At 40.1% G+C, this 25349-nt stretch carries 36 protein-coding genes; 4 read left to right on the plus strand and 32 right to left on the minus strand.

What is annotated here, in order from left to right:
- Nucleotide 1: 1 nt before the first annotated feature.
- From rpsM to rpsL, 28 genes are all read right to left on the minus strand, one after another.
- Nucleotides 2-376: a 30S ribosomal protein S13 gene (gene rpsM, locus ACW6NC_RS00880; RefSeq protein WP_081208868.1), complete on the minus strand. Its 375-nt coding sequence runs from the start codon at nucleotides 374-376 to the stop codon at nucleotides 2-4.
- 2 nt (nucleotides 377-378) lie between these two features.
- Nucleotides 379-495, minus strand: a complete 117-nt coding sequence (ykgO, locus tag ACW6NC_RS00885; RefSeq protein ID WP_013621733.1) for a type B 50S ribosomal protein L36 — start codon at nucleotides 493-495, stop codon at nucleotides 379-381.
- 120 nt (nucleotides 496-615) lie between these two features.
- Nucleotides 616-831, minus strand: coding sequence for a translation initiation factor IF-1 (infA, locus tag ACW6NC_RS00890; RefSeq protein WP_013073244.1), 216 nt, complete (start codon nucleotides 829-831; stop codon nucleotides 616-618).
- A gap of 2 nt (nucleotides 832-833) precedes the next feature.
- Nucleotides 834-2171, minus strand: coding sequence for a preprotein translocase subunit SecY (secY, locus tag ACW6NC_RS00895; protein WP_457863138.1), 1338 nt, complete (start codon nucleotides 2169-2171; stop codon nucleotides 834-836).
- Between the two features lie 11 nt (nucleotides 2172-2182).
- Complete coding sequence (gene rplO / locus ACW6NC_RS00900) at nucleotides 2183-2635, minus strand: 50S ribosomal protein L15 (protein ID WP_081208864.1); 453 nt, start codon at nucleotides 2633-2635, stop codon at nucleotides 2183-2185.
- A gap of 11 nt (nucleotides 2636-2646) precedes the next feature.
- A complete protein-coding gene (rpmD, locus tag ACW6NC_RS00905) occupies nucleotides 2647-2829 on the minus strand; it encodes a 50S ribosomal protein L30 (protein WP_457863140.1) in 183 nt (60 codons plus the stop codon).
- A gap of 13 nt (nucleotides 2830-2842) precedes the next feature.
- Nucleotides 2843-3367 (minus strand): 30S ribosomal protein S5, encoded by a 525-nt coding sequence (gene rpsE, locus ACW6NC_RS00910; RefSeq protein ID WP_081208860.1) that lies wholly within the window; start codon nucleotides 3365-3367, stop codon nucleotides 2843-2845.
- A 6-nt stretch (nucleotides 3368-3373) separates the two neighbouring features.
- Nucleotides 3374-3727: a 50S ribosomal protein L18 gene (rplR, locus tag ACW6NC_RS00915; RefSeq protein ID WP_457863141.1), complete on the minus strand. Its 354-nt coding sequence runs from the start codon at nucleotides 3725-3727 to the stop codon at nucleotides 3374-3376.
- A gap of 12 nt (nucleotides 3728-3739) precedes the next feature.
- On the minus strand, nucleotides 3740-4282 hold the full coding sequence (gene rplF, locus ACW6NC_RS00920; protein ID WP_457863142.1) for a 50S ribosomal protein L6: 543 nt from the start codon (nucleotides 4280-4282) through the stop codon (nucleotides 3740-3742).
- 15 nt (nucleotides 4283-4297) lie between these two features.
- Nucleotides 4298-4696 carry a 30S ribosomal protein S8 gene (gene rpsH / locus ACW6NC_RS00925; RefSeq protein ID WP_457863143.1) on the minus strand — a complete coding sequence of 133 codons (399 nt, stop codon included), beginning with the start codon at nucleotides 4694-4696 and terminating at the stop codon, nucleotides 4298-4300.
- A 64-nt stretch (nucleotides 4697-4760) separates the two neighbouring features.
- Nucleotides 4761-5030, minus strand: coding sequence for a 30S ribosomal protein S14 (gene rpsN / locus ACW6NC_RS00930; RefSeq protein WP_457863145.1), 270 nt, complete (start codon nucleotides 5028-5030; stop codon nucleotides 4761-4763).
- Between the two features lie 2 nt (nucleotides 5031-5032).
- On the minus strand, nucleotides 5033-5584 hold the full coding sequence (gene rplE, locus ACW6NC_RS00935; RefSeq protein WP_457863148.1) for a 50S ribosomal protein L5: 552 nt from the start codon (nucleotides 5582-5584) through the stop codon (nucleotides 5033-5035).
- A 2-nt stretch (nucleotides 5585-5586) separates the two neighbouring features.
- Nucleotides 5587-5898: a 50S ribosomal protein L24 gene (gene rplX / locus ACW6NC_RS00940; RefSeq protein WP_081208847.1), complete on the minus strand. Its 312-nt coding sequence runs from the start codon at nucleotides 5896-5898 to the stop codon at nucleotides 5587-5589.
- Between the two features lie 12 nt (nucleotides 5899-5910).
- Nucleotides 5911-6279, minus strand: a complete 369-nt coding sequence (gene rplN / locus ACW6NC_RS00945) for a 50S ribosomal protein L14 (protein WP_081208845.1) — start codon at nucleotides 6277-6279, stop codon at nucleotides 5911-5913.
- 2 nt (nucleotides 6280-6281) lie between these two features.
- On the minus strand, nucleotides 6282-6539 hold the full coding sequence (rpsQ, locus tag ACW6NC_RS00950) for a 30S ribosomal protein S17 (protein WP_457863151.1): 258 nt from the start codon (nucleotides 6537-6539) through the stop codon (nucleotides 6282-6284).
- 17 nt (nucleotides 6540-6556) lie between these two features.
- Nucleotides 6557-6748, minus strand: a complete 192-nt coding sequence (gene rpmC, locus ACW6NC_RS00955) for a 50S ribosomal protein L29 (protein ID WP_081208841.1) — start codon at nucleotides 6746-6748, stop codon at nucleotides 6557-6559.
- A 12-nt stretch (nucleotides 6749-6760) separates the two neighbouring features.
- On the minus strand, nucleotides 6761-7180 hold the full coding sequence (gene rplP / locus ACW6NC_RS00960) for a 50S ribosomal protein L16 (RefSeq protein ID WP_457863153.1): 420 nt from the start codon (nucleotides 7178-7180) through the stop codon (nucleotides 6761-6763).
- Between the two features lie 20 nt (nucleotides 7181-7200).
- The gene (gene rpsC / locus ACW6NC_RS00965; RefSeq protein WP_457863155.1) at nucleotides 7201-7920 is read right to left on the minus strand and encodes a 30S ribosomal protein S3; all 720 of its coding nucleotides are present in this window, start codon (nucleotides 7918-7920) and stop codon (nucleotides 7201-7203) included.
- An 8-nt stretch (nucleotides 7921-7928) separates the two neighbouring features.
- A complete protein-coding gene (gene rplV, locus ACW6NC_RS00970) occupies nucleotides 7929-8336 on the minus strand; it encodes a 50S ribosomal protein L22 (RefSeq protein WP_457863157.1) in 408 nt (135 codons plus the stop codon).
- An 8-nt stretch (nucleotides 8337-8344) separates the two neighbouring features.
- The gene (gene rpsS, locus ACW6NC_RS00975) at nucleotides 8345-8623 is read right to left on the minus strand and encodes a 30S ribosomal protein S19 (RefSeq protein ID WP_081208833.1); all 279 of its coding nucleotides are present in this window, start codon (nucleotides 8621-8623) and stop codon (nucleotides 8345-8347) included.
- Between the two features lie 6 nt (nucleotides 8624-8629).
- On the minus strand, nucleotides 8630-9457 hold the full coding sequence (gene rplB, locus ACW6NC_RS00980; RefSeq protein ID WP_457863159.1) for a 50S ribosomal protein L2: 828 nt from the start codon (nucleotides 9455-9457) through the stop codon (nucleotides 8630-8632).
- A 9-nt stretch (nucleotides 9458-9466) separates the two neighbouring features.
- Nucleotides 9467-9757 carry a 50S ribosomal protein L23 gene (gene rplW, locus ACW6NC_RS00985; protein WP_081208829.1) on the minus strand — a complete coding sequence of 97 codons (291 nt, stop codon included), beginning with the start codon at nucleotides 9755-9757 and terminating at the stop codon, nucleotides 9467-9469.
- 5 nt (nucleotides 9758-9762) lie between these two features.
- The gene (gene rplD / locus ACW6NC_RS00990) at nucleotides 9763-10392 is read right to left on the minus strand and encodes a 50S ribosomal protein L4 (protein ID WP_457863161.1); all 630 of its coding nucleotides are present in this window, start codon (nucleotides 10390-10392) and stop codon (nucleotides 9763-9765) included.
- Nucleotides 10392-11003, minus strand: coding sequence for a 50S ribosomal protein L3 (gene rplC / locus ACW6NC_RS00995; protein ID WP_081208825.1), 612 nt, complete (start codon nucleotides 11001-11003; stop codon nucleotides 10392-10394). The genes rplD and rplC overlap by 1 nt, the downstream gene beginning before the upstream one ends.
- A gap of 163 nt (nucleotides 11004-11166) precedes the next feature.
- A complete protein-coding gene (gene rpsJ, locus ACW6NC_RS01000) occupies nucleotides 11167-11472 on the minus strand; it encodes a 30S ribosomal protein S10 (protein ID WP_072318085.1) in 306 nt (101 codons plus the stop codon).
- Nucleotides 11473-11482: 10 nt separating this feature from the next.
- A complete protein-coding gene (gene fusA, locus ACW6NC_RS01005) occupies nucleotides 11483-13591 on the minus strand; it encodes an elongation factor G (RefSeq protein ID WP_457863164.1) in 2109 nt (702 codons plus the stop codon).
- A gap of 5 nt (nucleotides 13592-13596) precedes the next feature.
- A complete protein-coding gene (gene rpsG / locus ACW6NC_RS01010) occupies nucleotides 13597-14073 on the minus strand; it encodes a 30S ribosomal protein S7 (RefSeq protein ID WP_457863165.1) in 477 nt (158 codons plus the stop codon).
- 23 nt (nucleotides 14074-14096) lie between these two features.
- The gene (rpsL, locus tag ACW6NC_RS01015; RefSeq protein WP_010230128.1) at nucleotides 14097-14471 is read right to left on the minus strand and encodes a 30S ribosomal protein S12; all 375 of its coding nucleotides are present in this window, start codon (nucleotides 14469-14471) and stop codon (nucleotides 14097-14099) included.
- 412 nt (nucleotides 14472-14883) lie between these two features.
- Between rpsL and ACW6NC_RS01020 the strand changes: the two genes are divergently transcribed.
- From ACW6NC_RS01020 to rlmB, 3 genes are all read left to right on the plus strand, one after another.
- On the plus strand, nucleotides 14884-18099 hold the full coding sequence (locus tag ACW6NC_RS01020) for a SusC/RagA family TonB-linked outer membrane protein (RefSeq protein WP_457863168.1): 3216 nt from the start codon (nucleotides 14884-14886) through the stop codon (nucleotides 18097-18099).
- A 13-nt stretch (nucleotides 18100-18112) separates the two neighbouring features.
- Nucleotides 18113-19510, plus strand: coding sequence for a SusD/RagB family nutrient-binding outer membrane lipoprotein (locus ACW6NC_RS01025; RefSeq protein WP_457863170.1), 1398 nt, complete (start codon nucleotides 18113-18115; stop codon nucleotides 19508-19510).
- Between the two features lie 130 nt (nucleotides 19511-19640).
- Nucleotides 19641-20375: a 23S rRNA (guanosine(2251)-2'-O)-methyltransferase RlmB gene (rlmB, locus tag ACW6NC_RS01030; RefSeq protein WP_457863172.1), complete on the plus strand. Its 735-nt coding sequence runs from the start codon at nucleotides 19641-19643 to the stop codon at nucleotides 20373-20375.
- A gap of 6 nt (nucleotides 20376-20381) precedes the next feature.
- On the opposite strand, the gene ACW6NC_RS01035 is transcribed toward rlmB, so the two are convergent.
- Nucleotides 20382-21152, minus strand: a complete 771-nt coding sequence (locus tag ACW6NC_RS01035; RefSeq protein WP_457863174.1) for a rhomboid family intramembrane serine protease — start codon at nucleotides 21150-21152, stop codon at nucleotides 20382-20384.
- An 86-nt stretch (nucleotides 21153-21238) separates the two neighbouring features.
- Here ACW6NC_RS01035 and ACW6NC_RS01040 point away from each other — a divergent pair, with 86 nt between their 5' ends.
- The gene (locus ACW6NC_RS01040) at nucleotides 21239-22513 is read left to right on the plus strand and encodes a replication-associated recombination protein A (protein WP_457863176.1); all 1275 of its coding nucleotides are present in this window, start codon (nucleotides 21239-21241) and stop codon (nucleotides 22511-22513) included.
- Here ACW6NC_RS01040 and ACW6NC_RS01045 read toward each other — a convergent pair.
- Genes ACW6NC_RS01045 through ACW6NC_RS01055 form a run of 3 tightly spaced genes read right to left on the minus strand, consistent with a single transcriptional unit; the run spans nucleotide 22510 to nucleotide 25308 of the window.
- Nucleotides 22510-23334, minus strand: coding sequence for a hypothetical protein (locus ACW6NC_RS01045; RefSeq protein ID WP_457863177.1), 825 nt, complete (start codon nucleotides 23332-23334; stop codon nucleotides 22510-22512). The two genes, ACW6NC_RS01040 and ACW6NC_RS01045, sit on opposite strands and share 4 nt — an antisense overlap.
- A gap of 10 nt (nucleotides 23335-23344) precedes the next feature.
- The gene (locus tag ACW6NC_RS01050) at nucleotides 23345-24754 is read right to left on the minus strand and encodes a DUF5723 family protein (RefSeq protein ID WP_457863178.1); all 1410 of its coding nucleotides are present in this window, start codon (nucleotides 24752-24754) and stop codon (nucleotides 23345-23347) included.
- 2 nt (nucleotides 24755-24756) lie between these two features.
- On the minus strand, nucleotides 24757-25308 hold the full coding sequence (locus ACW6NC_RS01055; protein WP_457863179.1) for a hypothetical protein: 552 nt from the start codon (nucleotides 25306-25308) through the stop codon (nucleotides 24757-24759).
- Between the last annotated feature and the right edge of the window lie 41 nt (nucleotides 25309-25349).

Raw genomic sequence — 25349 nt, forward strand, 5'->3', positions numbered from 1 at the left:
ACTATTTAGTTGCTTTTTTCTTGTTAGCAACTGTTTTTCTTCTTCCTTTTCTCGTTCTAGAGTTATTTTTGGTACGCTGACCTCTCAATGGCAATCCGGTTCTATGACGGATCCCTCTATAGCATCCAATATCCATAAGACGCTTAATACTCATCTGAACTTCAGTACGTAATTCTCCTTCGATTGTATAATTACCAACAGCTTCACGGATACGACCGATTTCGTCGTCATTCCAGTCTGAAACTTTTGTACTTTCATCTACTTTGGCTTCGGCCAGGATTTGTTGCGCCCTGCTTTTGCCAATTCCGAAGATATAGGTCAATGCTATAACTCCTCGCTTTTGTTTTGGTATATCAACCCCTGCAATTCTTGCCATAATTAGCCTTGTCTTTGTTTAAATCTAGGATTCTTTTTGTTAATTACGTAAAGCCTGCCTTTTCTGCGCACAATTTTGCACTCGGCACTTCTCTTCTTTATTGATGCTCTAACTTTCATCTCTTTAGGTTTTTGTGCTCCCGGCAAACGATACAAAAATTTCGCATCCAGGATATTCAGCTATCAAAAAATTTCAGGTTGCAAAAGTACTGAAAATTTTATAAATAGCTCAAATTACTTTTAATATCTGTAAGTTATACGAGCCTTACTTAAATCGTAAGGACTCATTTCCAGTTTAACTTTATCTCCGGGCAACAACTTGATATAGTGCATACGCATTTTACCCGAAATATGTGCAGTCACTACGTGACCGTTTTCCAATTCCACCCTAAACATTGCATTAGACAATGCTTCAATGATGGTTCCGTCTTGCTCTATCGCTGGTTGTTTTGCCATAATTAAGCTACTGCTTTTCTATTTTTACCTGTTTTCATCAATCCGTCGTAATGCCTGTTAAGCAAATATGAATTCACCTGCTGCATAGTATCTATCGCAACTCCAACCATAATTAGCAGCGAAGTGCCTCCAAAGAACAGTGCCCATCCGGCTTGTATCCCTAATAAAGATTCAACTATAGCAGGGAACACTGCAATAATAGCCAGGAATACTGATCCAGGGAGCGTGATTTGAGACATGATACGATCTAAAAAGTCGGCTGTTTCACTTCCAGGACGAATTCCAGGAATAAATCCACCACTGCGCTTAAGATCGTCAGCCATTTTATTGGTAGGTACGGTAATAGCGGTATAGAAGTAGGTAAAGACTATAATCAATAGTGCAAAAACTACATTATACCAGAAACCAAACATATCGCTAAAGGCGGCTGTTACCCCCTGGGCAGCTTCAGAGTCAGAAAGACCAGCCACTGCTGCAGGAATAAACATAATAGCCTGCGCAAAGATTATCGGCATAACTCCTGAAGCATTTAGCTTAAGGGGAATATATTGTCTTGAACCAAATACATTCTTCTCATATCCACCTGAGGCGGTTCTTCGGGCATACTGTACCGGGATCTGGCGCACAGCCATAACCAGCATAACAGAAGCCAGAATTATCGCAAACCAAATTACCAATTCGATAAGAATCATAATTAAACCACCGTTAGACTCAAAAACTCTGGAGGCGAACTCCTGAATAAAAGCTTGCGGTAAGGTCGCTATAATACCCACCATAATTAGTAATGAAATACCATTACCAATACCTTTATCAGTGATTTTTTCACCTAACCACATAGCGAAAATACACCCTGTGGTAAGAATAATCACCGATGCTGTCACAAATGTAACTGTATCTCCTAAAAGGAAAGCACTTGACGGCAGGGTCGAAAAAAGATTATAGATATACCCTGGCCCTTGCACAAGAGTGATAGCAATGGTAAGCCATCTGGTAATCTGATTGATTTTCCTTCTACCACTTTCTCCTTCTTTTTGCAGTTTTTGCAGGTAAGGAATCGCTATTCCCATCAACTGAACTACGATAGAGGCAGAAATATAAGGCATAATCCCTAAAGCAAAGACCGAAGCATTAGAAAAGGCTCCCCCGGTAAATGCATTCAGGAGGCCTAATATACCTCCTTCAGTTTGGCTAGAAAGATTCGCTAGCTGCGAAGCATCTATACCTGGCAGCACTACCTGGGCTCCAAAACGGTATACTAATAATAGACCGAGGGTTACTAAAATTCTGTTTTTTAGTTCCTCGATCTTCCAAATATTCTTAATAGTATTGATGAATTTCATTGGGTTATCTATTATAAAGTAACAACTTCACCTCCGGCAGCTTCAATAGCTTCTTTAGCTGAGGCTGTAAATTTATGAACAGATATTTTCAACTTTGCTTTTAATTCACCTCTTCCTAATATCTTAACAAGTTCGTTTCTTCCGGCTAAACCGTTTTCAACCAAAACATCCATATCTACGGTATCCTTTATTCTACCCTCATCAACAAGCCGCTGAAGAGTGTCAAGATTAATACCTTGATATTCCTTACGATTCCTATTGTTGAAACCAAATTTTGGCACCCGGCGTTGAAGAGGCATTTGCCCTCCTTCAAAACCAATTTTCTTGGAGTAACCAGAACGCGATTTCGCACCTTTATGACCACGGGTAGCAGTACCACCTTTTCCAGATCCTTCACCACGACCTACACGCTTGCTGTTACTTTTAACTGAACCCTTTGCAGGTCTTAAGTTATTTAATTCCATGTTTGAACCTCTTATTTTGTTTCTTCAACAGAAACCAGATGTTTAACTTTATTTACCATACCAAGGATGTTTGGCGTATCGTTGTGCTCAACAGTTTGCCCCATTTTTTTAAGGCCAAGTGATTCTAAAACCAATTTCTGATTTTTAGAACGGTTGATCGCACTTCTCACTTTTGTAACTTTAATCTTTCCCATCTCTGTCCTTGATTTATCCTTTAAAAACCTTTTCTAACGAAATACCACGCTGTTTAGCTACGGTATCGGCACTACGCAATTGCAATAGCGCATCAAAGGTAGCTTTTACCACGTTATGAGGGTTTGAAGAGCCTTGATTCTTAGAAAGTACATCATGCACTCCCACCGATTCCAAGACAGCCCGAATAGCTCCACCAGCAATAATACCAGTACCGTTTGATGCTGGAAGCAACAAAACTCTGGCTCCACCGTATTTACCTTTTTGTTCATGAGGTAAGGTGCCTTTATGCAAAGGGATTCGAACTAAATTCTTTTTAGCATCTTCTACAGCCTTGGAAATAGCGTCAGCAACTTCTTTAGATTTACCTAAACCTTGCCCTACAACACCATTTTCATCTCCTACTACTACGATAGCAGAAAATCCAAAGGCTCTACCACCTTTAGTAACTTTAGTAACACGCTGTACTCCTACCAAACGGTCTTTTAATTCAAGTCCGCCCGGTTTTACATGCTCTACGTTTTTATAATCTTGATACATAATTTTCTAGAATTTTAGGCCTCCTTCGCGAGCACCATCGGCTAATGATTTAACTCTTCCGTGATATAGATATCCACCTCTGTCAAACGAAATGGTTTCCACCCCGGCTTTCTTAGCTTTTTCAGCAAGGTTTTTACCCACAAGTTCTGCTTGTTTGATTTTATCACCTTCTGCCGAAATATCTTTATCTCTTGAGGAAGCCGCAGCAATGGTTTTTCCCTCTACATCATCTATAATCTGAGCATAAATTTCCTTATTACTTCTGAATACAGACAATCTTGGTCGGCTTGCAGTACCCGTAATTGATTTACGAACACGCTTCCTTATCTTATTTCTTCTATCTTGTTTTGAAACTGCCATATCTAAACTTTATTAAGCTGATTTACCTGCTTTTCTACGTAATTGCTCTCCGACGAACTTAATCCCTTTTCCTTTATAAGGCTCAGGAGTTCTGAAGCTTCGTATTTTGGCGGCAACCTGGCCCACAAGCTGTTTATCATAAGAAGTCAGTTTCACGATTGGGTTTTTACCCTTATCTGAAACTGTTTCTACTTTAACTTCGGGAGCCAAATCTATTACAATATTATGAGAGTACCCAACAGCGATATCTAATTTTTGACCCTGGTTACTGGCACGGTATCCTACCCCTACCAATTCAAGAGTTTTAGTATATCCGGTTGTAACACCTTCTATCATATTGTTTACCAAAGCGCGGTAAAGACCATGCTTGGCTTTCTGTTCACTTTTCTCTGAAGAACGTTCAAAAGTGATCACACCATCTTCGATTTTCATCTCGATGCCTTTGATCTCCTGCTTAAGTTCTCCAAGTTTTCCTTTTACCGTTACAATTCCATCCTTGTAATCTACATTTACACCTTCAGGGATTGTAATTGGACTTTTACCTATTCTTGACATTTCTTTAGTCTTTTTTTAGTAAACGTAACACAATACTTCACCACCAACTTTTTCGGCTTTGGCCTGCTTACCGGTCATCACCCCATGAGAGGTGGACACGATTGCAATTCCTAGTCCGTTAAGGATACGAGGAAGCTCTTTGGCGCCGGCATACTTACGTAAACCAGGTTTACTTATTCTCTGGATATCTTTAATTACAGGCTCTTTAGTCATCTTATCATACTTAAGAGCAATTTTAATCACCCCCTGAGCAGAAGAATCGTCGAACTTGTAACTTAAGATATAACCCTGATCGAATAATATTTTTGTGATTTCTTTCTTAAGATTAGAAGCCGGGATCTCAACAACTCTGTGATTAGCTGCAACAGCATTTCTAATTCTTGTTAAATAATCTGCAATAGGATCTGTATTCATCTATTCTAATTTGCGACTGTGGTTTTCATTCCAAAAGAAATGAACCTTCAATCAATTTATAATTTTACCAACTAGCTTTTCTTACCCCAGGAATAAGACCTTTATTGGCCATTTCCCTGAACATTACTCGCGAAAGTCCAAATTGTCTCATGTACCCCTTAGGTCTTCCTGTTAATTTACAACGGTTGTGCAGACGTACAGGAGAAGCATTTTTAGGTAATTTTTGTAATGCCTCATAATCTCCGGCTTCCTTAAGTGCCTTACGTTTATCGGCATATTTTTTCACCATTTCCTGCCTCTTTACCTCACGGGCTTTCATTGATTCTTTAGCCATAATTAATTCTTTTTAAAGGGTAATCCCAGTTCGGTTAACAATGATTTAGCTTCCTTATCCGTTTTTGCGGTAGTAACAAAAGTGATATCCATTCCTGCAATACGATTCACCCGGTCAATATCAATTTCCGGAAAAATGATTTGCTCAGTAACACCGAGGTTATAGTTACCTCTCCCATCAAAACCATCAGCTTTAATTCCGCTAAAATCACGAACACGTGGCAATGCAGAGGTTATCAGTCTGTCCAGGAATTCATACATTCTATATCCTCGCAAAGTAACTTTAGCACCAATCGGCATTCCTTTTCGGAGCTTGAACGAAGCAACATCTTTTTTAGAAATGGTCTGTATAGCTTTTTGACCAGAGATCGCAGTAAGTTCTTCTACTGCATGGTCAACAAGCTTTTTATCGGCAACAGCTGCACCAACTCCACGGCTAATAACTATCTTTTCAAGTTTTGGAATCTCCATTACATTGGAGTAGCTGAATTCTTCTTTAAGCGCAGATTTAATTCTATCATTAAATTCTGCTTTAAGTCTTGGTACGTATGCCATAACTAAATTACTTCATTAGATTTTTTGGAAAATCTCACTTTCTTTCCATCCTCTTCTCTATACCCAACTCTGGTGGTTTCACCATTTTTGTCTATTAAAGACAAGTTGGAAATATGGATAGGAGCTTCTTTTTTTACAATTCCACCTTGTGGATTAGCTGCACTTGGCTTCTCATGTTTAGAGATAGTATTTACACCTTCCACAATAGCCTTATTCTTATCAATCAATACCTTTTGAACTTTGCCTTCCTGACCTTTATGATCTCCAGCAATCACTCTTACGGTATCTCCTGTTTTTATCTTAAGCTTTCTCATTTTTTTAATGTATTAAAGCACCTCTGGTGCCAATGATACAATTTTCATGAATTGCTTATCACGAAGTTCTCTCGCCACCGGACCAAATACTCGAGTACCGCGCATTTCTCCGGTTGGGTTTAGCAATACGCAAGCATTATCATCAAAACGGATATAAGATCCGTCTGGTCTGCGCACTTCTTTCCTGGTACGAACAACTACTGCTGTTGAAACTGCACCCTTTTTAATGTTTCCGTTAGGTGTAGCTTCTTTTACGCTGACAACTATTTTGTCTCCAACAGAAGCGTATCTTTTCTTTGTACCTCCTAATACACGAATGGCTAATACTTCCTTAGCCCCGGTATTGTCTGCTACTTTTAGTCTAGACTCTTGTTGTACCATAATTACTTCGCTCTTTCAATTATTTCTACTAATCTCCAACTTTTGGATTTACTCAAAGGTCTAGTTTCCATGATCCTTACGGTATCTCCTTCGTTGCAGTCGTTTTGCTCGTCGTGCGCTACGTATTTCTTCGTCTTTAAAACGAATTTTCCATACATAGGATGTTTTACTTTCTTAACCTCAGAAACCACGATTGATTTCTGCATTTTATTACTGGTAACAACACCTATACGCTCTTTTCTTAAATTTCTTTTTTCCATGTTCAGCAGAATAACACTTATTGTTGTTCTCTTTTAGTTAACTCTGTAGCAAGTCTCGCTATATCTCTTCTTACAGCTCTAAGCTGGATTGGGTTCTCTAATGGCGAAACTGCATGAGCCATTTTTAAATCTGAATATGCTTTTCTAGATTTATCAAGCTCCTCTTGTAATTCTGCCACAGAAAATTCTTTTACTTCTGATTGTTTCATAACATATAAATATTAAGCCTGATAATCTCTAGCTACAATAAACTTAGTTCTTACAGGAAGTTTTTGTGCTGCAAGACGAAGAGCTTCTTTAGCTACGTCCATAGGCACCCCACCAATTTCAAATAGGATTCTTCCAGGTTTTACAACAGCTGCCCAGTATTCAACGGCACCTTTACCTTTACCCATACGAACCTCAAGAGGCTTTTTGGTAATAGGCTTGTCCGGAAAAATCTTGATCCAAAGCGAACCTTCCCTTTTCATATAACGAGTAGCAGCAATACGCGCTGCCTCTATCTGACGGGCGGTTACAAAACTAGAGTCCATAGACTTTATCCCGAAGGTTCCATTAGAAAGGCGATGACCTCTTTGAGACATCCCTTTCATACGGCCTTTCTGTTGCTTACGGTATTTTGTTCTTTTAGGTTGTAACATTTTTTCTTTACTTTAAAAAATTACTTTCTACGACGTGATTTGTTACCACCTCGACTGGCTCCAGGCTTTCCACCTTGCTTTTTGGCCAGGCCAACTAGCGGGGAAAGTTCTCTTTTACCATACACTTCGCCTTTCATGATCCATACTTTAACTCCCAATCTACCATAGGTAGTGTGAGCTTCAACCAAAGCATAGTCAATATCGGCCCTAAAAGTAGACAATGGAATCCTGCCATCTTTGTATGATTCTGAACGTGCCATTTCAGCACCGTTTAAACGTCCGGAAATCTCAATTTTGATTCCTTCAGCATTCATTCTCATAGCAGCCGCGATAGCCATTTTAATTGCTCGACGATAAGAGATACGATTCTCAATTTGCCTTGCAACACTTGAAGCCACCAAGTGGGCATCAAGTTCTGGCCTCTTAATCTCAAAGATGTTGATTTGAACTTCCTTGTCTGTGATCTTTTTTAGCTCTTCTTTAAGCTTGTCTACCTCCTGGCCACCTTTACCGATAATGATACCGGGACGGGCAGTGGTGATAGTAACGGTTACAAGCTTAAGGGTACGCTCAATAATTACCCTTGATACACTCGCTTTAGAGAGACGAGCATGGATATATTTTCTAATCTTATCGTCTTCGGCTAACTTGTCGCCGTAGTCATTTCCTCCGTACCAGTTGGATTCCCATCCTCTGATAATACCAAGGCGATTCCCGATTGGATTTGTCTTTTGTCCCATACTCTTACTTAGCTTTGTGTATTATTGTTTTCTCCAAGCACCAAAGTAACGTGATTGGATCTTTTTCTAATTCGGTGTGCCCGACCCTGTGGCGCAGGACGCAGTCTCTTCAACATGCTCCCTCCGTCTACACGAATCTCTTTCACAAATAGTTCAGCCTCTTCGATACTTGCATCTTCGTTTTTAGCCTGCCAATTGGCAATGGCCGAAAGCAATAGCTTCTCCAAACGGTTAGAAGCCTCTTTCTGGCTGAATTTTAAAATATGAAGCGCTTTCTCTACTTTCTCCCCTCGAACGAGATCCGCAACTAGACGCATCTTTCTTGGGGAAGTAGGGCAGTTATTCAACTTTGCAAATGCCACCTGCTTGTTGGCTTCTTTTATTTGCTCTGCTCTTTCTCTTTTACGAACTCCCATAGCTTCAATTATTTTTTACCTTTATTTTTCGCACCTGCATGCCCTCTAAAAGAACGTGTTGGTGAAAATTCTCCTAATTTATGACCTACCATGTTCTCAGTTACGTAAACAGGAACAAATTGCTTTCCATTATGTACTGCGATGGTTTGCCCAACAAAATCCGGAGTGATCATTGATGCACGAGACCAGGTTTTGATCACGGCTTTCTTTCCAGACTCAACATTCTGAGCAACCTTCTTATCCAATTTATAGTGAACGTAAGGTCCTTTTTTTAATGAACGTGCCATATCTTATTATTTCTTTCTACGTTCTACAATATATTTATTACTCGCTTTTGTTCTAGAACGGGTTTTGAAACCTTTAGCAGGCAAACCTTTTCTTGAACGTGGGTGACCTCCTGAGGCTCTTCCTTCACCACCACCCATTGGGTGATCAATCGGGTTCATAGCTACAGGTCTTGTTCTTGGTCTTCTACCCAACCAACGTTTTCTACCAGCTTTACCAGAAATCTGCAACTGATGATCGCTGTTTGATACCGCTCCGATAGTTGCCATACATGTAGAAAGCACTCTTCTAATCTCTCCGGAAGGCAGTTTGATGGTTGCATATTTCCCTTCTCTAGCCAGAAGCTGAGCAAATGCTCCAGCGCTTCGCGCCATTACAGCACCCTGTCCAGCCCTAAGTTCAATACAAGAGACAATAGTACCAAGAGGAATAAAACTCAAAGGCATAGCGTTCCCAATCTCTGGAGCTACAGCCTCTTTACCTGCTACTAAATTTTGTCCTATCTGAAGACCGTTCTGAGCAATAATATACCTTTTCTCTCCATCTTGATAATTCAATAATGCGATAAAGGCAGTTCTGTTTGGATCGTATTCTATACTAGCAACAGTTCCAGGAATCCCCTGCTTGTCGCGTTTAAAATCGATAACTCGGTAACGTCTTTTATGACCACCACCCTTATAGCGCATGGTCATTTTTCCTTGACTGTTTCTACCACCCGACTTTTTAATCGGAGCCAAAAGGCTTTTCTCCGGCTTATCAGTAGTAATGGCGTCAAACCCATTTACTACTCTAAAACGCTGTCCAGGTGTGATTGGTTTTAATTTTCTAACTGACATTTTTTAATCTTAAAGATTACTATACAAATCAATAGTTTCACCTTCCGTCACCTGTACCAAAGCTTTTTTGAAAGCGCTGGTTTTACCAGTGATCATACCAGATTTTGTATATCTGGTTTTGCGATCCGGACGGACATTTATAGTACGAACTTTCTCAACTGAAACCCCGTATGCAGCTTCAACTGCATTCTTGATCTCAATCTTATTCGCCTTATTATTTACCACAAAAGCATAACGATTATTTAGCTCGCTATCTGCCGTGGCTTTTTCCGTAATAATTGGTTTTATTAAGATATTCATAAGGCTTATTTACTTAAATTCGACTCGATTCCTTCTAAAGACCCCTCAAGGAACACGATATTCTTCGCGTTCAATATTTTGTAAGTGCTTAATTCTGAGCTACTTACAACCTCTGAGCCCTTCAAATTACGTGACGACAAATATACGTTTTTATTTGACTCGCCCAATACTATCAGAGATTTTTTGTCCTGAATACCAAGGGCTTTCAAAAATTCGAGATAATTTTTCGTCTTTGGTGCATCAAAGGAAAAATCTTCTACAACGGTGATCGCATTTCCTTTTGCCTTAATTGTCAAAGCCGATTTTCTGGCAAGACGTTTAAGGTTTTTATTCAATTTGAAACCATAATTTCTCGGTCTAGGACCAAAAACTCGTCCACCACCTTTAAAAATAGGAGATTTTATACTTCCTGCACGAGCCGTACCGGTTCCTTTTTGCTTCTTGATCTTCCGGGTACTCCCACTGATCTCAGCCCGCTCCTTGGCTTTGTGAGTTCCCTGGCGTTGATTAGCCAGATATTGTTTTACATCAAGATAAACAGCATGTTCGTTAGGCTCTATTGCGAATACAGCATCAGAAAGCTTCGCTTTTCTGCCTGTTTCTTTTCCTTTTATATCTACAACTGCTACTTCCATTACTTGCTAATGATTACGTATGAGTTTTTGTGACCTGGAACAGCACCTTTCACTACGAGAAGGTTCTTATCTGTAACCACTTTCAAAACTCTCAGGTTTTCTACTTTCACTTTATCTCCACCCATTCTACCGGCCATCTTCATACCTTTGAAAACTCTCGCTGGATAAGATGCTGCACCAATAGAACCTGGAGCTCTTAAACGGTTATGTTGTCCGTGGGTTGCTTGTCCCACACCACCAAAGCCGTGTCTCTTTACTACCCCCTGGAAACCTTTACCTTTAGAAGTACCGGAAACATCTACAAATTCCCCTTCTTTAAAGTGCTCCACAGTGATAGCATCACCTAATTTAAAATCTCCTTCAAATCCCTGGAATTCCACGACTTTACGCTTTGCAGCGCTTCCCGCTTTCTTAGCATGCCCTTCAGCAGCTTTGTTGGCAGTCTTTTTGTCATCGAAACCAAGTTGAAGTGCTTCGTACCCGTCAACCTCTTTGGTTCTGACTTGGGTAATTACGCATGGACCTGCTTCAATTACGGTACAAGGGATATTCTTCCCGTTCTCATCGAAAATACTGGTCATGCCTATTTTTTTTCCTATTAACCCAGACATAATTAATTTTTGATTATTACTTATTTATTTAAAAAAATTCAGGGCAGAAAAATACTTTCGCCCTGAATGTATCTTTCTCCGTTTTTCCCTCGCCAACTGCTCAGGACATGTAAATTTCCACTAGGACACAGATACTTAAGGATCCATCCCTTGTGAAAAAGACTTATACCTTAATCTCTACTTCAACCCCACTTGGCAGTTCAAGCTTCATCAACGCATCGATGGTTTTTGAAGAGGAACTGTAGATATCAAGAAGCCTCTTATAAGAGCTAAGCTGAAATTGCTCTCTTGACTTCTTGTTTACGTGAGGAGAACGTAAAACAGTAAAAAGTTTTTTATGCGTAGGCAAAGGAATTGGTCCTGTTACCACTGCACCCGTAGTTTTTACGGTTTTTACGATCTTTTCAGCTGACTTATCAACTAGGTTATGATCGTAGGATTTTAGTTTTATTCTAATTTTCTGACTCATTTTCCTAAGATTATTCGTTTGTACCCTTTGCTGCCTTAATTACTTCTTCAGAAACATTTGAAGGTGTTTCGGCATAGTGAGAGAATTCCATGGTTGAGGTTGCTCTACCTGAAGAAAGCGTTCTCAATGTGGTCACATAACCAAACATTTCAGAAAGCGGCACTTCAGCTTTAACAATTTTAGCTCCAGACCTGTCTGACATATTGTTAACCTGACCTCTTCTCCTGTTAAGATCACCTACAATATCACCCATATTCTCTTCTGGAGTAACTACCTCCACCTTCATAATCGGCTCAAGAATCACAGAACCTGCTTTTTTTGCAGCTTCCTTATACCCTAACTTAGCAGCAAGTTCGAAGGATAACTGATCAGAATCCACAGGGTGAAAAGATCCATCCTTAAGGGTTACCTTTAGACTATCCATGGTAAACCCAGCTAAAGGACCATTCTTCATAGCCTCTTTAAAGCCTTTCTCTACAGAAGGAACAAATTCTTTAGGGATACGACCTCCTTTGATCTCATCAACAAACTGAAGTCCTTCTCCTTCAAAATCCTCATCCGCTGGTCCTAAAGTAAATACGATATCAGCAAATTTACCTCTACCACCAGTTTGTTTTTTGTATACTTCACGATGGTCTGCAGTCCTGGTCACAGCTTCTTTGTACTCAACCTGAGGCTGACCAACATTAACTTCCACCTTAAACTCACGACGCATACGGTCTATAATAATATCCAGGTGTAGCTCACCCATACCGGATATAATAGTTTGACCTGAAGCTTCATCAGTACGAACAGTAAAGGTCGGGTCTTCTTCAGCCAGTTTTCCTAAGGCCATTCCCATTTTCTCAACATCAGCCTTGGTCTTTGGCTCTACTGCAATACCGATTACTGGAGCAGGAAAAGACATAGACTCAAGAACAATAGGATGTTTTTCGTCGGTAAGGGTATCACCGGTCTTAATATCTTTGAAACCAACGGCAGCTCCGATATCACCAGCTTCAATTTTATTTATTGGCTCTTGTTTATTGGAGTGCATCTGATAGATCCGTGAGATACGTTCTTTTTTACCGGAACGATTATTAAGCACATAAGATCCTGCATCAAGAGCTCCAGAATACACTCTAAAGAATGCCAAACGACCTACGAAAGGATCGGTAGCAATTTTAAATGCAAGTGCAGAGAATGGTGAGTCCACATGTGGTTTACGACTTTCCTCCTCGTTAGTTTCAGGATTTACACCGACGATGGCTTCAACATCCACCGGCGAAGGAAGATATCTCATCACGGCATCAAGCATTGCCTGAACTCCTTTGTTTTTAAAAGCAGAACCACACATCATCGGTATGATCGACATATCTATAGTTGCAGCTCTAAGGGCAGCGATAATCTCATCCTCAGTAATGGAGTTTTCATCTTCAAAGAACTTTTCCATTAAGGCCTCATCATATTCAGCTACAGCTTCTACTAATTCCGCGCGGTATTTATTCACATCATCAGCAAGCTCCTCAGGAATATCGATGGTGTCATAGGTCATCCCGTGATCCTCATCATTCCAAATGATCGCTTTTTTAGATATAAGGTCTACCACACCTTTAAAGTCAGCTTCTTCTCCAATTGGAACCTGAAGCGGTACAGGGTTCCCCCCTAACATTTCTCTAACCTGCTTACACACATTAAAGAAATCAGCCCCCTGACGATCCATTTTATTAACGAATCCTAATCGAGGAACTTTATATTTATCTGCCTGTCTCCACACTGTTTCACTTTGAGGCTCAACCCCATCCACAGCACTAAACAAAGCAACAACTCCATCAAGTACACGCAAAGAACGCTCTACTTCCACAGTAAAGTCAACGTGACCTGGGGTATCAATTATATTTACAGTGAACTCCTGATCGCGATACATCCACTTACAGTGAGTTGCAGCAGAAGTAATGGTTATACCTCTCTCCTGCTCCTGTTCCATCCAGTCCATTGTTGCAGCACCGTCGTGAACCTCACCAATCTTATGGCTTATCCCTGTATAATAAAGAATACGTTCCGTGGTGGTGGTTTTCCCGGCATCAATATGCGCTGCAATTCCTATATTTCTAGTAAATTTTAAATCTCTTTGTGCCATTTTTCTTAGAATCTAAAGTGAGAGAATGCTTTATTGGCTTCAGCCATTTTATGAGTATCCACTCTTTTCTTAACTGCAGCACCTTCTTCTTTAGCAGCAGCTAGGACCTCCGCGGCAAGTTTTTGCGCCATAGCTTTTTCATTTCTCTTTCTAGAGAAACTAATCAGCCATTTCATAGCTGTTGACACTTTCCTGTCTGGTCTGATCTGCATTGGGATTTGAAAAGTAGCTCCCCCAACACGTCTACTTCTCACTTCTACGTGAGGCATAACGTTAGATAAAGCATCTTTCCAGACCTCTAAAGCAGTTTTCTCTTCGTCTTGTTTTTTCTCTTCAACAATTTCCATTGCGTCATAGAAAATTTTAAAGGCTACCGATTTCTTACCATCCCACATCATCATGTTCACAAAACGTGTAACAAGTTGATCGTTAAACTTTGGATCTGGTAAAAGCGGTCTCTTTTTCGCCTGTCTTTTTCTCATTTCTTTACATTAAAAGTTTTTAATTACTTCTTAGGGCGTTTTGCACCGTATTTCGACCTGCGCTGAGTTCTTCCCTCAACACCGGCTGTATCCAAAGCTCCACGAACAATGTGATACCTAACACCTGGCAAATCTTTAACCCTTCCGCCTCTAACCAATACTATCGAGTGCTCCTGCAAATTGTGTCCTTCTCCTGGAATATAAGCGTTAACTTCTTTTCCATTGGTCAACCTTACCCTGGCTACTTTACGCATAGCCGAATTAGGTTTCTTAGGAGTGGTAGTATACACACGGGTACACACACCTCTTCTTTGAGGACACGAATCCAAAGCAGCCGATTTACTCTTCTTGGTAATCTTGGCTCTTCCTTTTCGTACTAATTGTGAAATTGTTGGCATAATTTCTTTTACCTAATTAATTTTTAAATTACTCCCTATTTTTTAGGGTTTGCAAATGTAGAAATAAAAACTAAGTTTTCAAATCCATAATCAATTAATTTTCAAGCGGCTCTGTAAGGCAAATTAAATTCCAGAAATCCCCCTTAAACTACCTATATATTAAGGTAAAAAAAACACCAGGTTGATCAATTAGCATAAATTCAATAAAACAAGGGCTTCATAAAGGTTTTTGAATAGTTCTGACAAAAACATTAACATCTCCTTAAAAACCCTGTCACAGACTGAAAAAGAACCCTCTAGAAGGTTTTTTTACGAAAATACTAAGGTTTCAAATCATTTTAAGAAACAAAAGCTTGTATAATTAACCATTTATTAGCACATTTGGCGTTGGCTAATTCAAACAAATTTTAAAATGAAAACAAAGTTTAGTAGTATTTTAACGCTATTACTAGCGTTTGTTGTGCAAATTACTTTTGCACAAGAACAAACGATTACCGGTACGGTGACCGATGAAGATGGTCTTCCGCTACCAGGGGTAAACGTTTTAGTAAAGGGCACCAGCGCTGGTACCCAAACCGATTTTGACGGAAATTACTCTATCACCGCCAATGAAGGCGATGTTTTAGTGTTCTCTTTCGTGGGTCTGCAAACTGCAGAGTATCCGATAGGAAACAATACAACAATTGATGTTGTATTAGAAGCTGATGCAGCGCAACTTGAAGAAGTTGTAGTAACAGCACTGGGAATCCAAAGGGAGAAAAAATCTCTGGGATATGCAACCCAGGAAGTAGACGGATCTGAAGTATCTGATGTACCAACCACTAACTTTATGAACTCGCTTTCTGGTAAAGTAGCAGGGCTTAAAGTGAAGTCTTCGGGTACAATGGGTGGTTCTTCCGATATCGTAATTCGTGGTAACTCCTCTCTTACAGGAAACAACCAGGCTTTATTCGTAATTGACGGTACACCAATAAGCAATGCCACTCCAAACACTTCAGACCAACGAAGAGGTAGAGGTGGGTATGACTACGGTAATGCTGCAGCGGACATCAATCCGGATGACATCGCTTCAATGAACGTACTTAAAGGTGCTGCCGCTACCGCTCTTTATGGAGCACGAGCTGCAAACGGTGTGATCATCATCGAAACTAAAAAAGGACAAAAAGGTAAAGGAATTGGTATCTCTATCAACTCTACTTTAATGACCAGTCGTGCAGACGAAGAGACTCTTCCTAAATACCAGGACGAATATGGTGCTGGTTACGGACAGTATTACGCATCTGATGATGGCTTCTTTAGCCTATACGATGTAGACGGTGATGGAAATCTCGATGAAACTACTCCTTTTACCGAGGATGCTTCTTTTGGTGCACCATTCGATCCTAATCGAATGATATACCAGTGGAATTCTATTTATCCACAATTAGACACCTACCAACAAGCGACTCCTTGGGTTGCCGGAGAGCACACTCCTAACGACATTTGGGAAACCGGATCAACTGCTATCAACTCTGTGGCTTTAGACGGAGGAACAGACAAGAGTAGCTTTAGGCTAGGTTTCACTAACATGTATCAGGATGGGAATTTACCCAATGCAAGGATGAAACGAAACACTATTAAATTTGCCGGTGGACATGACTTCACGGATGAATTCAGTGTAAATACAAATGTTACCTATATCAAGAGTGATGGTAGAGGTAGGTATGGAACTGGTTACGACTCTGAAAACATAATGCAGTCTTTCCGCCAGTGGTACCAAACTAACGTAGACCTATACGAGCAAAGGGATGCTTATTTCCAAACCGGTGAAAATATCACCTGGAACCCTAACAGCCCAACCAACAGGACTCCTATCTATATGGATAACCCATACTGGACTCGTTATGAAAACTTCCAGACAGATACACGTAACAGGTATATAGGAAATATCAATCTGGACTACGAGATAAATGACATCTTTAGTGTATTAGGACGTTTCTCCTTTGACACTTATGATGAAATCCAGGAAGAAAGAAGAAATGTAGGAAGCTCTGGTGTTTCTGGTTACACTCGTTACAACAATCGTGTGGCTGAATACAACTACGATGTAATCCTTAACTTCAACCATGATATCGCGACGGATCTAAACCTTGACGGTAACTTAGGTTGGAACCTTAGAAGAAATCAAAACAAATCTATTAGAGCATCTACCAATGGTGGACTTAATGCTCCTGGATTCTATGCGCTTTCAAACAGTGCTGATCCTCTTAACCCGCCAAGCGAATATGACGCTACCAGTATGGTAGACGGTCTTTACGCCCGTGTAGGATTTGGTTATCAGGATACTTATTTTGTAGAAGGTACAATAAGAAGAGACCGTTCTTCTACACTACCTAAGGATGATAATACCTTCTATTATCCATCTGTCTCTACAAGTATTATCCTTACTAATGCCCTTAATGCGGATTGGCTTAACTTTGCAAAGTTAAGAGCTAACTATGCTGAGGTTGGTAGTGATACTAATCCTTACAACGTGTTTAATACCTATACTATTTCTGCACCATTTGCAGGACAAGGGATTGCAAGTAACAATTTCAGCTTGAATAATATTGAACTTGTTCCTGAAAGAGCGAAATCTTACGAGCTTGGTTTAGAAGCAAACTTCCTAGACAGAAGAGTTGGTTTTGATGTATCCTATTACAACACTCAAACAGAGGACCAAATTACTCCTGTACCGGTTTCAAATGCCACAGGTTTCGGCCGGGTATGGCTGAATGCAGGTACCATCGAAAATAAGGGTATTGAAGTTTCTTTAAACCTTAACCCTATTAGAACTGAAGACTTCAACTGGAACATGAACATTAACTGGGCTCGCAACCGCAGTGAGGTTCTTGAGCTTGCTCCTGGAATTAATAACCTAGAATTAGCTGCTTTACAAGGTGGTGTTTCTATAAATGCTGCTCCTGGAGAGCCTTACGGTGCAATTAGAGGTAGAGATTACGTTTATGACGATAACGGAAACCGAATCGTGAACGATTCTGGTTACTACTTAAGATCGGCAACTTCCAATGAGATCATCGGAAATATCCAACCAGACTGGACCGGAGGTGTATCCAACACTTTCCAGTACAAAAACCTAAGTCTAGACTTCCTTATTGATGTACAGGAAGGAGGAGATATATTCTCCCTTGATACCTGGTATGGTTTTGCTACCGGAATTTATGACAGAACTGCCGGATTAAACGAACTTGGAAACCCATTAAGGGATCCAGTAGAAGATGGTGGTGGTGTAATCCTAGAAGGGGTAACTGAAGATGGTCAGCCAAACACAACAAGAGTTGATGCAGGTGACGTTTACAGTCCTTACGGATATGTTCGTGACGCCAATAAAGGTCACGTATATGATGCATCCTTTGTAAAGCTGAGAGAAGCTAGCCTTACTTATGCTTTCGGAGATGATGTGATTGAAAGACTACCTTTCACAAGAGCTTCTATTTCTGTGGTAGGAAGAAACCTTTGGATTATCCACAAAAATATTCCTTACTCCGATCCGGAGGCAGGTCTTAGTGCTGGTAACATCCAGGGATACCAATCAGGTGCATATCCTGCATTTAAAGAAATTGGTGCAAGTGTGAAACTTAACTTTTAATTAAAATATTATCATGAAGAAACTTTTAATAACATTTATTGCTCTTTCAACTTTATGGTCTTGCCAGACCGATGAGCAATATGAAGATCTCAACAGAGATCCGAAAAACCCAACAGAGGTTGCTGCAGATTTCCTTTTTACTTCTGCATCTGTCAACCTGGCTGATCAGTTGGCCAGTCCTAACGTAAACCTAAATATTTCCAGGTTTATCGCACAATATTTAACCGCGACTACGTATCTGGATGAACCTAACTATGACCTGAATAACCGTAATATTCCTCAAAACCACTGGTCTATACTATACAGAAATGTATTGTTTAACCTGCAGGATGCAAAGGAAAGGGTTCAGGCTAATGAGAATCTTGATGCCTCCGAAATATCTGCTAGAGTTGGTCAGATTGAGGTTCTTGAAGTATATGCATGGCAAATACTTGTAGATAGCTTTGGGGATATCCCTTATACTGAAGCATTAAACGGAAAGGAAAACTCCTTACCGGCATATGATGATGCTGCAACAATATATGAGGACCTTCTATCTAGACTTGAATCAGCTCATTCTAACCTAGGTGCAGGGCAGGGATTCGCAGGTTCTGATGTTATCTATGGAGGTGATATGGGAAAATGGCAGAAATTTGCCAACTCATTACAAGTTCGTTTAGCCGCAAGGACAGATAACTGGAGTGAAGTAGAAGAAGCTGTAGGCAGAGGAGTATTTGAATCTAACGCTGATAATGCTACAATGGAATACCAGTCTTCACCACCTAACACCAACCCATTATGGGTCGACCTGGTACAAAGTGGACGTTCTGACTACGTTGCTGCTAATACCATAGTAGATGTAATGAACGAACTTGAAGATCCACGAAGAATGGTATATTTCGATGACAATATCGTTCCTTATACTGGAGGAATCTATGGAGGAAGTAACTCGTTCCAGAGCTATACCCACATAGGGGAAGAATTCAGAGAGCCGACTCACGTTGGAATCCTAATGGATTATGCTGAACTAAACTTCCACCTTGCCTATGCAGCAATGGAAGGAGCCAGTTTGGATAATGATGCCCAGTGGTATTACGAAGAAGGAATTACTGCATCCATGGAATACTGGTTAGGAGAAGGTGTAGATGTTTCTGGATATCTTTCACAACCAGAGGTTGCTTTCGATGGCACCTTAGAGCAATTAGGCACCCAGTTCTGGATTGCTATGTTCGACAATCCATTAGAAGGTTGGAGCGTGTGGAGAAAATTTGATGCACCGGAATTAAACCTTCCTGAACAAACAGGTAATCCAGTGCCTCTTCGTTACACTTATCCAGTGAATGAACAGAACCTTAACGAAGCTAACTACGAAGCTGCTTCTTCTGCAATTGGAGGAGATACGCAACAAACCCCTCTTTTCTGGGATAACTAGTAGTAGTTTTCATTGATATTCAAAGGCTGCCTTAATCGGGCAGCCTTTTTTGTTTTCAATAACAGGGAAAATAACCATCAAAGTCCTTTAAAATTTCCCTCTTTTTATTATTAAAACTTACCTTTGCCGTATGGAAGAGAACACAAAAATCTTCGGTATCCGCTCCGTTATTGAAGCCATCCAAAGCGGAAAAGCTATCGATAAAATATATATTCAAAAAGGACTCTCAGGCCCTTTATTTCAGGAATTAAATCAGCAGCTCAGCAAAGGCGCCTATAATCTTTCTTATGTTCCCGTAGAAAAGCTCAACAAACTGGCAAAAGGAAATCACCAGGGAGTAGTAGCCTCAATTTCCCCTGTGAGTTTCAAATCTATTGAAGAAGTGGTAGAAGAAGCTTTTAAAGAAACATCCACTCCTCTATTTCTCTTACTGGATCAAATTACTGACGCAAGGAATTTTGGCGCTATCATCCGAACCGCGGTATGCACTGGGGTGAATGCGATAATTTTTCCTGAAAAAGGTTCAGCTCCTGTCAATGCCGATACCGTCAAGACTTCGGCAGGGGCCGTTTTCAATATCAGGCTTTGCAAGGTTAACCACATTAAAGATGCTCTTTATTATCTTCAGGCATCAGATGTTCAGGTAATCGCGGCCACCGAAAAAACAAATGATACAATCTACCAGGTAGACTTTAAAAAAGCAAGTGCTCTTGTAATGGGAAACGAAGCTAAAGGAGTCTCTAATTCTATTTTGAATGCGGCAGATGTTAAAGCTAAACTTCCTATGTTGGGAAGCATTGAATCCTTAAATGTTTCAGTGGCCTGTGGCGCAATTCTTTATGAAGCAGTCCGACAAAGGAACTAAATTAAATTAAGATTTATTTTCTTGATCCTCCTTTTTGGGAGCTTCCCGATAGAAGTATTTATACCTAATTGTCTTCGGCTCTTCTTCCTCGATTTCCTCGACCTGATCTTCGGGTAGTTGCTCAACGAAATTTCCATTTTCGTCGAAATGTTGCATAAACAGGTCATTTTCTTCGTTATATTCCGGTTTCTCCCATTCATATTTAGGTTTTTTGGCAATGTTCTTCCTGTATATAAGGGACAGTACGAAACCGGTAATCAAACCGGAGAGATGCCCCTCCCAGGAAATACCTGGTTCTATAGGAGCTACATACCATAACATCCCCCCATAAAGAAAAACCACGATTAACGAAAGGGCAATCAGACGAAAATACCCTGAGAAAACTCCTTTAAAAAATAAAAAGGCTGCAAGCATATAAATAACGCCACTAGCTCCAATATGGTTTGAAGGCCGACCAATAATCCAAGTCAAAAGCCCTGTTACCAGTAATCCAACCAAAAGTACATGCCAGCTTATTTTCCGATAGAAATAAAACAATGACATTGAGAGCACCAGTAGTGGTATAGAATTATTGAATAAATGCTTCAGATCACCATGAATAAATGGGGAGAACAAAATTCCTCTAAGTCCCGAGATTTCCCTAGGCCGTACTCCATAAATATTAAGATTTACATTAAACCTAACTTCAAACCAGAATACCAGCCAGATAAGAAGAACAAAGAGTATAGGATAACCCACAACCCTAGTGGAAAAAACGAAAGATTCAGCCTGCTTCAAAACGCGATTTTAAGGTATTATCCACAAAAAATTAACCATATCCATTAATAGTGACAAAGTGTTATCCAATTTACTAATTTTGTCAGATGAATGAACCATTAGCAGAAAGATTACGACCCAAAAATTTAGACCAATATTTAAGTCAGCAACATTTGGTAGGACCTAAAGGTGCCTTAAGACAACAAATAAAATCAGGAAACATTCCCTCCCTCCTACTCTGGGGCCCTCCAGGGGTTGGAAAAACTACTTTAGCTACCATAATTTCCAACGAAACCGATCGTCCATTCTATACGCTAAGTGCTATTAGTAGTGGGGTGAAGGATGTACGGGAAGTTATTGAAAAGGCGAAAAAGAGTGATGGCTTATTTACAACTAAAAATCCTATTCTATTTATAGATGAAATTCATCGTTTTAGCAAATCGCAACAAGATTCACTCCTGGGGGCTGTTGAAAAAGGCTGGGTCACTTTAATAGGAGCAACAACTGAAAATCCGAGTTTCGAGGTGATCTCTGCCCTCCTATCACGTTGCCAGGTATATATCCTCAAACCTTTTTCTCAGCAAGACCTCATCGCACTATTACATCGTGCGATAAAGGAAGATAAATATATAGCCTCAAGAGAAGTTAAATTAAAGGAAACGGAAGCCTTGATCCGCTTAAGCGGAGGTGATGCCAGAAAACTGCTCAACATTTTTGAAATTTTAGTTAATGCTACGGAAAGAGGTACTGCAATCACCAATAAGATGGTCCTGGAAAAAGTCCAACAGAATACTGTTCTCTATGATAAGGCCGGAGAACAACATTATGATATAGTTTCAGCATTTATAAAATCCATAAGAGGGAGTGACCCCAACGGGGCTGTTTACTGGCTTGCCAGAATGATTGAAGGTGGGGAAGATGTCAAATTCATAGCCAGAAGATTACTTATCCTGGCCAGTGAAGATATCGGAAATGCTAATCCCACCGCCTTAGTCATCGCAAATAACACCTTCCAGGCTGTAAGTACCATTGGGTTTCCAGAAAGTCGTATCATTTTAAGTCAATGCGCTACCTACCTGGCAACTTCTCCTAAAAGCAACGCGGCATACATGGCCATTAACAATGCACAGTCTTTGGTGAAAAAGACCGGAAACCTTTCAGTTCCACTAGCCATAAGAAATGCCCCAACCAAGCTTATGAAAGATATTGGCTACGGAAAGGATTACAAGTACGCCCATAATTATGAAAATAATTTCACCGAAACCGAATTCCTGCCGGACCAGATTAAAGGCACTCAACTATACGACCCAGGAAACAACCCACGCGAAAATGCCCAACGTGAATTCCTAAAAAAACGATGGAAAACCAAGTATAATTATTAGTCTTTTACTAAACTGTAAAGGGTTTTTATAGACACTCCTTTACTGGCATCGAAATGTTCAACCACTAGATCACCAGTACTAGAAAATGTAGCAATTCCCTGTTTGGTGACCGAATTATAAATAAAGCTACCGGCTTCCTGTGAACGGATGAGCAGTGCGAATGGTTCATCCATATCTTGTTGGTATAAGGCAAAGCCATTCTCGTTCTCCTTAAGTATAAAATGAGCTCCTTCCTTTTCGAATCTTTTTAGATATTCATTCTTCAGGGTCTTTTCTTTTGTATTTCCCGTTTTAAGTTCAAAAGAAGGCTCGGGAGATTGTTTTTCTTTTCGCAAGGCTTCAACAGGTGCCTGACCAACAACCATTACAGTTGGCGTTTCAGTGGCAGCATTACCTTCATAATTATAATTCAAACCTTCTACCGATTTGAATGCTTCCCTAAGAGATTCGTGCCAGGCAGTTCTATAATCCTTTTCCCGGCTCGTTCCTTCTTCTGAAGTAAAGATTAAGTTTCCGCGGCAATCTTCCAGGTTAATTTTCATTCTCGTAGTAAAAAGACCTGAATCATCTGTTACATCAGCATCAAGGCCAAGACAAGGATCTCGTTGTAAATCAACTGGGCGATTAGCTTTGTCCATCAGGGTTTCAAACCCCTCTCTCTCAAAAAGAAACTTTAACAGGGAATTTAGTTGGTACTGGTTCTTTTCTTTGGAAAATTCAAAGCTTTCCGGAATAATTATATATTTATAATTATTGAGATTTTGAGCATTCAAACCCTGAAAGCTCAAAAAAATAAGTAGAGAAAAAAGCAATATTTTCATAGCATTAATTTTAAAGATCTTTGAAAACCATTTGCATCCCCATTTGTATCGAGGTACTTCTGGCTTTTGCCAGGTTACGGAATCCAAGTAAATTATTGGCTGCAAGGTAAAGATTAAATTTATTAAAAGTCACCGAATACAGAAGACCGAAATTAGCAAAGGAATAATCATCTAAAGTATGGGCTATTCTGAACCGTTGTTTTTCAGTAAGTTTCTTATCCCAGTAAGTGGTAAAGGCATATACCAGTCCGCGAGGGCGCCACACCCCTGCAAGGTTCATCCCTATCTGATTCATATATCTAACTTTATTAACCGTTAGGTAATTACAGGGAAGAAAGGCCTGGCCAAACCCGTATTCCACAGAGAGATTCATTTTCGCTGGTCGCCACGTAACATAAGAATCATTAAAGGTTCTATCAATTAAGTTGCGGTCCACTTCATCTTCAAAAATATCCCAGTAGGGAATGGCACCACCCGTTTCATCAAGCTCAGGAAAAAGCGGTTCCAAACCATCAATTTGATAAGATCCGTAGTAGTGATAATTTTCCACATCCTGCCTTTGAAACATTACCCCAATATCCTGAACCGCCGCGGTAACCACCAACTGCTCATTTACCAGATAGCTTAATCCAAGGTCCATGCCCACTCCCATATTGCCACCAAAAAAAGAACGTTTTAGCAATTCGGCCGTACCTTCTTCCACAGTCATTCCTTCTTCTTCATTTAATGAAGCAAAACCTGAAGTATTGACCTGAACATCCATATTCTCAACAATGTGCCGATATTTATTTGGACCTTTCGGGGTGGTAATGGTGGTAAAAGTACCTGTATTCCCGGTACTTTCAGCATTAAATATGCCTGAGTACAATTTCCCGCGCACTCCAACGGTAAGCTTTTGATCGAAACGGTGATTAAGCCCTAGATGATAAACTGTCATAATTTCACCGGTAAAAGCCGCCTGGGAAAAATCAAAAACATCATTGATATAATTGGCATTCCCTTCATTGACCAGTATCGCCAGATCTTTAGGAAAGTAGGAGAAGAAATCCAGTTCCTGGTAAATTCCAGTGGAAAGATAATTCCGTCGGTCTAATTGCCAGCCCAGAGAAATAATCCCCACCTGCTCGTTAATTGTAAAATGGTCATAAGAAGTCATACTGTGCATGGCTTCCCTAATCCTGTTATTGATATTTGTCCCATCATCTCTAAAAATATCGTGCAAACTAACTCCGCTTGTCCCTGCAGAAAAGTGAATTTGAGATAAAAACGGCAAACCAACATGTCCTTTGAAATCTATCTGTGCACCAGGATTTAACAATAAACTTTGCGGAAGATCATCCACATTATAGAGCAGGGGTTTGTTTTGTGCGTTAAGCAGTGAAAAGTATAAAAGGCATGTGATTAGGACCCAGCATCGCATATCTAAAAAGCAAACTTAAACAACCCCGTTGATGCGAAATCCAGTTCTCCTCTAAATTCTTCCGAATTTGAGTGAGCCTCAAGCTCTACAACCATTTGAATCGAATTCCGAATTAGGTGAATACGGTTTTCCTCAATGATTTCAGTATATTCCGTTTCTTTTGGACTATTAAGTCCGCCAGGCGACACCTCATACTGGATAAAAATTTGTTCCCTTCCCCCTTCAGAAAGGAACTTCACAGTGTTTGTAAAGCTTTGGGAAAAAGTATTGACATGTTTAAAATAGAGTTCAACCTCAGTCAGGTCTTTTTGAATATAATCATCATCCAAAAACTCAAGGCGTACTGTGTCTCGTATTACCGGCTGAAACACACTGTTTTCTGACTGATAAAAATAGTCTTGGTTAATTTCATAAATAAGTAAGTCGACATCAATATCAGGGCTGAGACTGATTTCATCGGCCTGATCAAGATCAATATCCTTGATACATCCAGTCAAAACCACGCTACAAAAAAGGCATAGGATCAATTTATTTACTCCACCAGATAAAGACATTCGGTTTAATTTCGGGTTCTAATCCTAACGAAATTAACAAA

Source organism: Salegentibacter profundi, assembly GCF_054121475.1.

Coding starts and splice junctions, on each gene's coding strand:
- rplO (WP_081208864.1), bottom strand. CDS start 2,635: ATGGAATTAAATAACTTAAGACCTGCAAAGGGTTCAGTTAAAAGTAAC.
- rplF (WP_457863142.1), bottom strand. CDS start 4,282: ATGTCAAGAATAGGTAAAAGTCCAATTACAATCCCTGAAGGTGTAAAT.
- rpsL (WP_010230128.1), bottom strand. CDS start 14,471: ATGCCAACAATTTCACAATTAGTACGAAAAGGAAGAGCCAAGATTACC.
- ACW6NC_RS01050 (WP_457863178.1), bottom strand. CDS start 24,754: ATGCGATGCTGGGTCCTAATCACATGCCTTTTATACTTTTCACTGCTT.
- rpsQ (WP_457863151.1), bottom strand. CDS start 6,539: ATGGAAAAAAGAAATTTAAGAAAAGAGCGTATAGGTGTTGTTACCAGT.
- rpsM (WP_081208868.1), bottom strand. CDS start 376: ATGGCAAGAATTGCAGGGGTTGATATACCAAAACAAAAGCGAGGAGTT.
- rpmC (WP_081208841.1), bottom strand. CDS start 6,748: ATGAAACAATCAGAAGTAAAAGAATTTTCTGTGGCAGAATTACAAGAG.
- ykgO (WP_013621733.1), bottom strand. CDS start 495: ATGAAAGTTAGAGCATCAATAAAGAAGAGAAGTGCCGAGTGCAAAATT.
- infA (WP_013073244.1), bottom strand. CDS start 831: ATGGCAAAACAACCAGCGATAGAGCAAGACGGAACCATCATTGAAGCA.
- ACW6NC_RS01020 (WP_457863168.1), top strand. CDS start 14,884: ATGAAAACAAAGTTTAGTAGTATTTTAACGCTATTACTAGCGTTTGTT.
- rplP (WP_457863153.1), bottom strand. CDS start 7,180: ATGTTACAACCTAAAAGAACAAAATACCGTAAGCAACAGAAAGGCCGT.
- rplR (WP_457863141.1), bottom strand. CDS start 3,727: ATGGCAGTTTCAAAACAAGATAGAAGAAATAAGATAAGGAAGCGTGTT.
- rplD (WP_457863161.1), bottom strand. CDS start 10,392: ATGGAAGTAGCAGTTGTAGATATAAAAGGAAAAGAAACAGGCAGAAAA.
- rplC (WP_081208825.1), bottom strand. CDS start 11,003: ATGTCTGGGTTAATAGGAAAAAAAATAGGCATGACCAGTATTTTCGAT.
- rpsG (WP_457863165.1), bottom strand. CDS start 14,073: ATGAGAAAAAGACAGGCGAAAAAGAGACCGCTTTTACCAGATCCAAAG.
- ACW6NC_RS01055 (WP_457863179.1), bottom strand. CDS start 25,308: ATGTCTTTATCTGGTGGAGTAAATAAATTGATCCTATGCCTTTTTTGT.
- rpsS (WP_081208833.1), bottom strand. CDS start 8,623: ATGGCACGTTCATTAAAAAAAGGACCTTACGTTCACTATAAATTGGAT.
- rpsH (WP_457863143.1), bottom strand. CDS start 4,696: ATGAATACAGATCCTATTGCAGATTATTTAACAAGAATTAGAAATGCT.
- rpsN (WP_457863145.1), bottom strand. CDS start 5,030: ATGGCTAAAGAATCAATGAAAGCCCGTGAGGTAAAGAGGCAGGAAATG.
- rplB (WP_457863159.1), bottom strand. CDS start 9,457: ATGTCAGTTAGAAAATTAAAACCAATCACACCTGGACAGCGTTTTAGA.
- ACW6NC_RS01045 (WP_457863177.1), bottom strand. CDS start 23,334: ATGAAAATATTGCTTTTTTCTCTACTTATTTTTTTGAGCTTTCAGGGT.
- rplE (WP_457863148.1), bottom strand. CDS start 5,584: ATGGCATACGTACCAAGACTTAAAGCAGAATTTAATGATAGAATTAAA.
- rplW (WP_081208829.1), bottom strand. CDS start 9,757: ATGAATATCTTAATAAAACCAATTATTACGGAAAAAGCCACGGCAGAT.
- rplN (WP_081208845.1), bottom strand. CDS start 6,279: ATGGTACAACAAGAGTCTAGACTAAAAGTAGCAGACAATACCGGGGCT.
- rpsJ (WP_072318085.1), bottom strand. CDS start 11,472: ATGAGTCAGAAAATTAGAATAAAACTAAAATCCTACGATCATAACCTA.
- ACW6NC_RS01025 (WP_457863170.1), top strand. CDS start 18,113: ATGAAGAAACTTTTAATAACATTTATTGCTCTTTCAACTTTATGGTCT.
- ACW6NC_RS01040 (WP_457863176.1), top strand. CDS start 21,239: ATGAATGAACCATTAGCAGAAAGATTACGACCCAAAAATTTAGACCAA.
- fusA (WP_457863164.1), bottom strand. CDS start 13,591: ATGGCACAAAGAGATTTAAAATTTACTAGAAATATAGGAATTGCAGCG.
- rlmB (WP_457863172.1), top strand. CDS start 19,641: ATGGAAGAGAACACAAAAATCTTCGGTATCCGCTCCGTTATTGAAGCC.
- rpsC (WP_457863155.1), bottom strand. CDS start 7,920: ATGGGACAAAAGACAAATCCAATCGGGAATCGCCTTGGTATTATCAGA.
- rpmD (WP_457863140.1), bottom strand. CDS start 2,829: ATGGGAAAGATTAAAGTTACAAAAGTGAGAAGTGCGATCAACCGTTCT.
- rpsE (WP_081208860.1), bottom strand. CDS start 3,367: ATGTATCAAGATTATAAAAACGTAGAGCATGTAAAACCGGGCGGACTT.
- rplX (WP_081208847.1), bottom strand. CDS start 5,898: ATGAGAAAGCTTAAGATAAAAACAGGAGATACCGTAAGAGTGATTGCT.
- rplV (WP_457863157.1), bottom strand. CDS start 8,336: ATGGGAGTTCGTAAAAGAGAAAGAGCAGAGCAAATAAAAGAAGCCAAC.
- secY (WP_457863138.1), bottom strand. CDS start 2,171: ATGAAATTCATCAATACTATTAAGAATATTTGGAAGATCGAGGAACTA.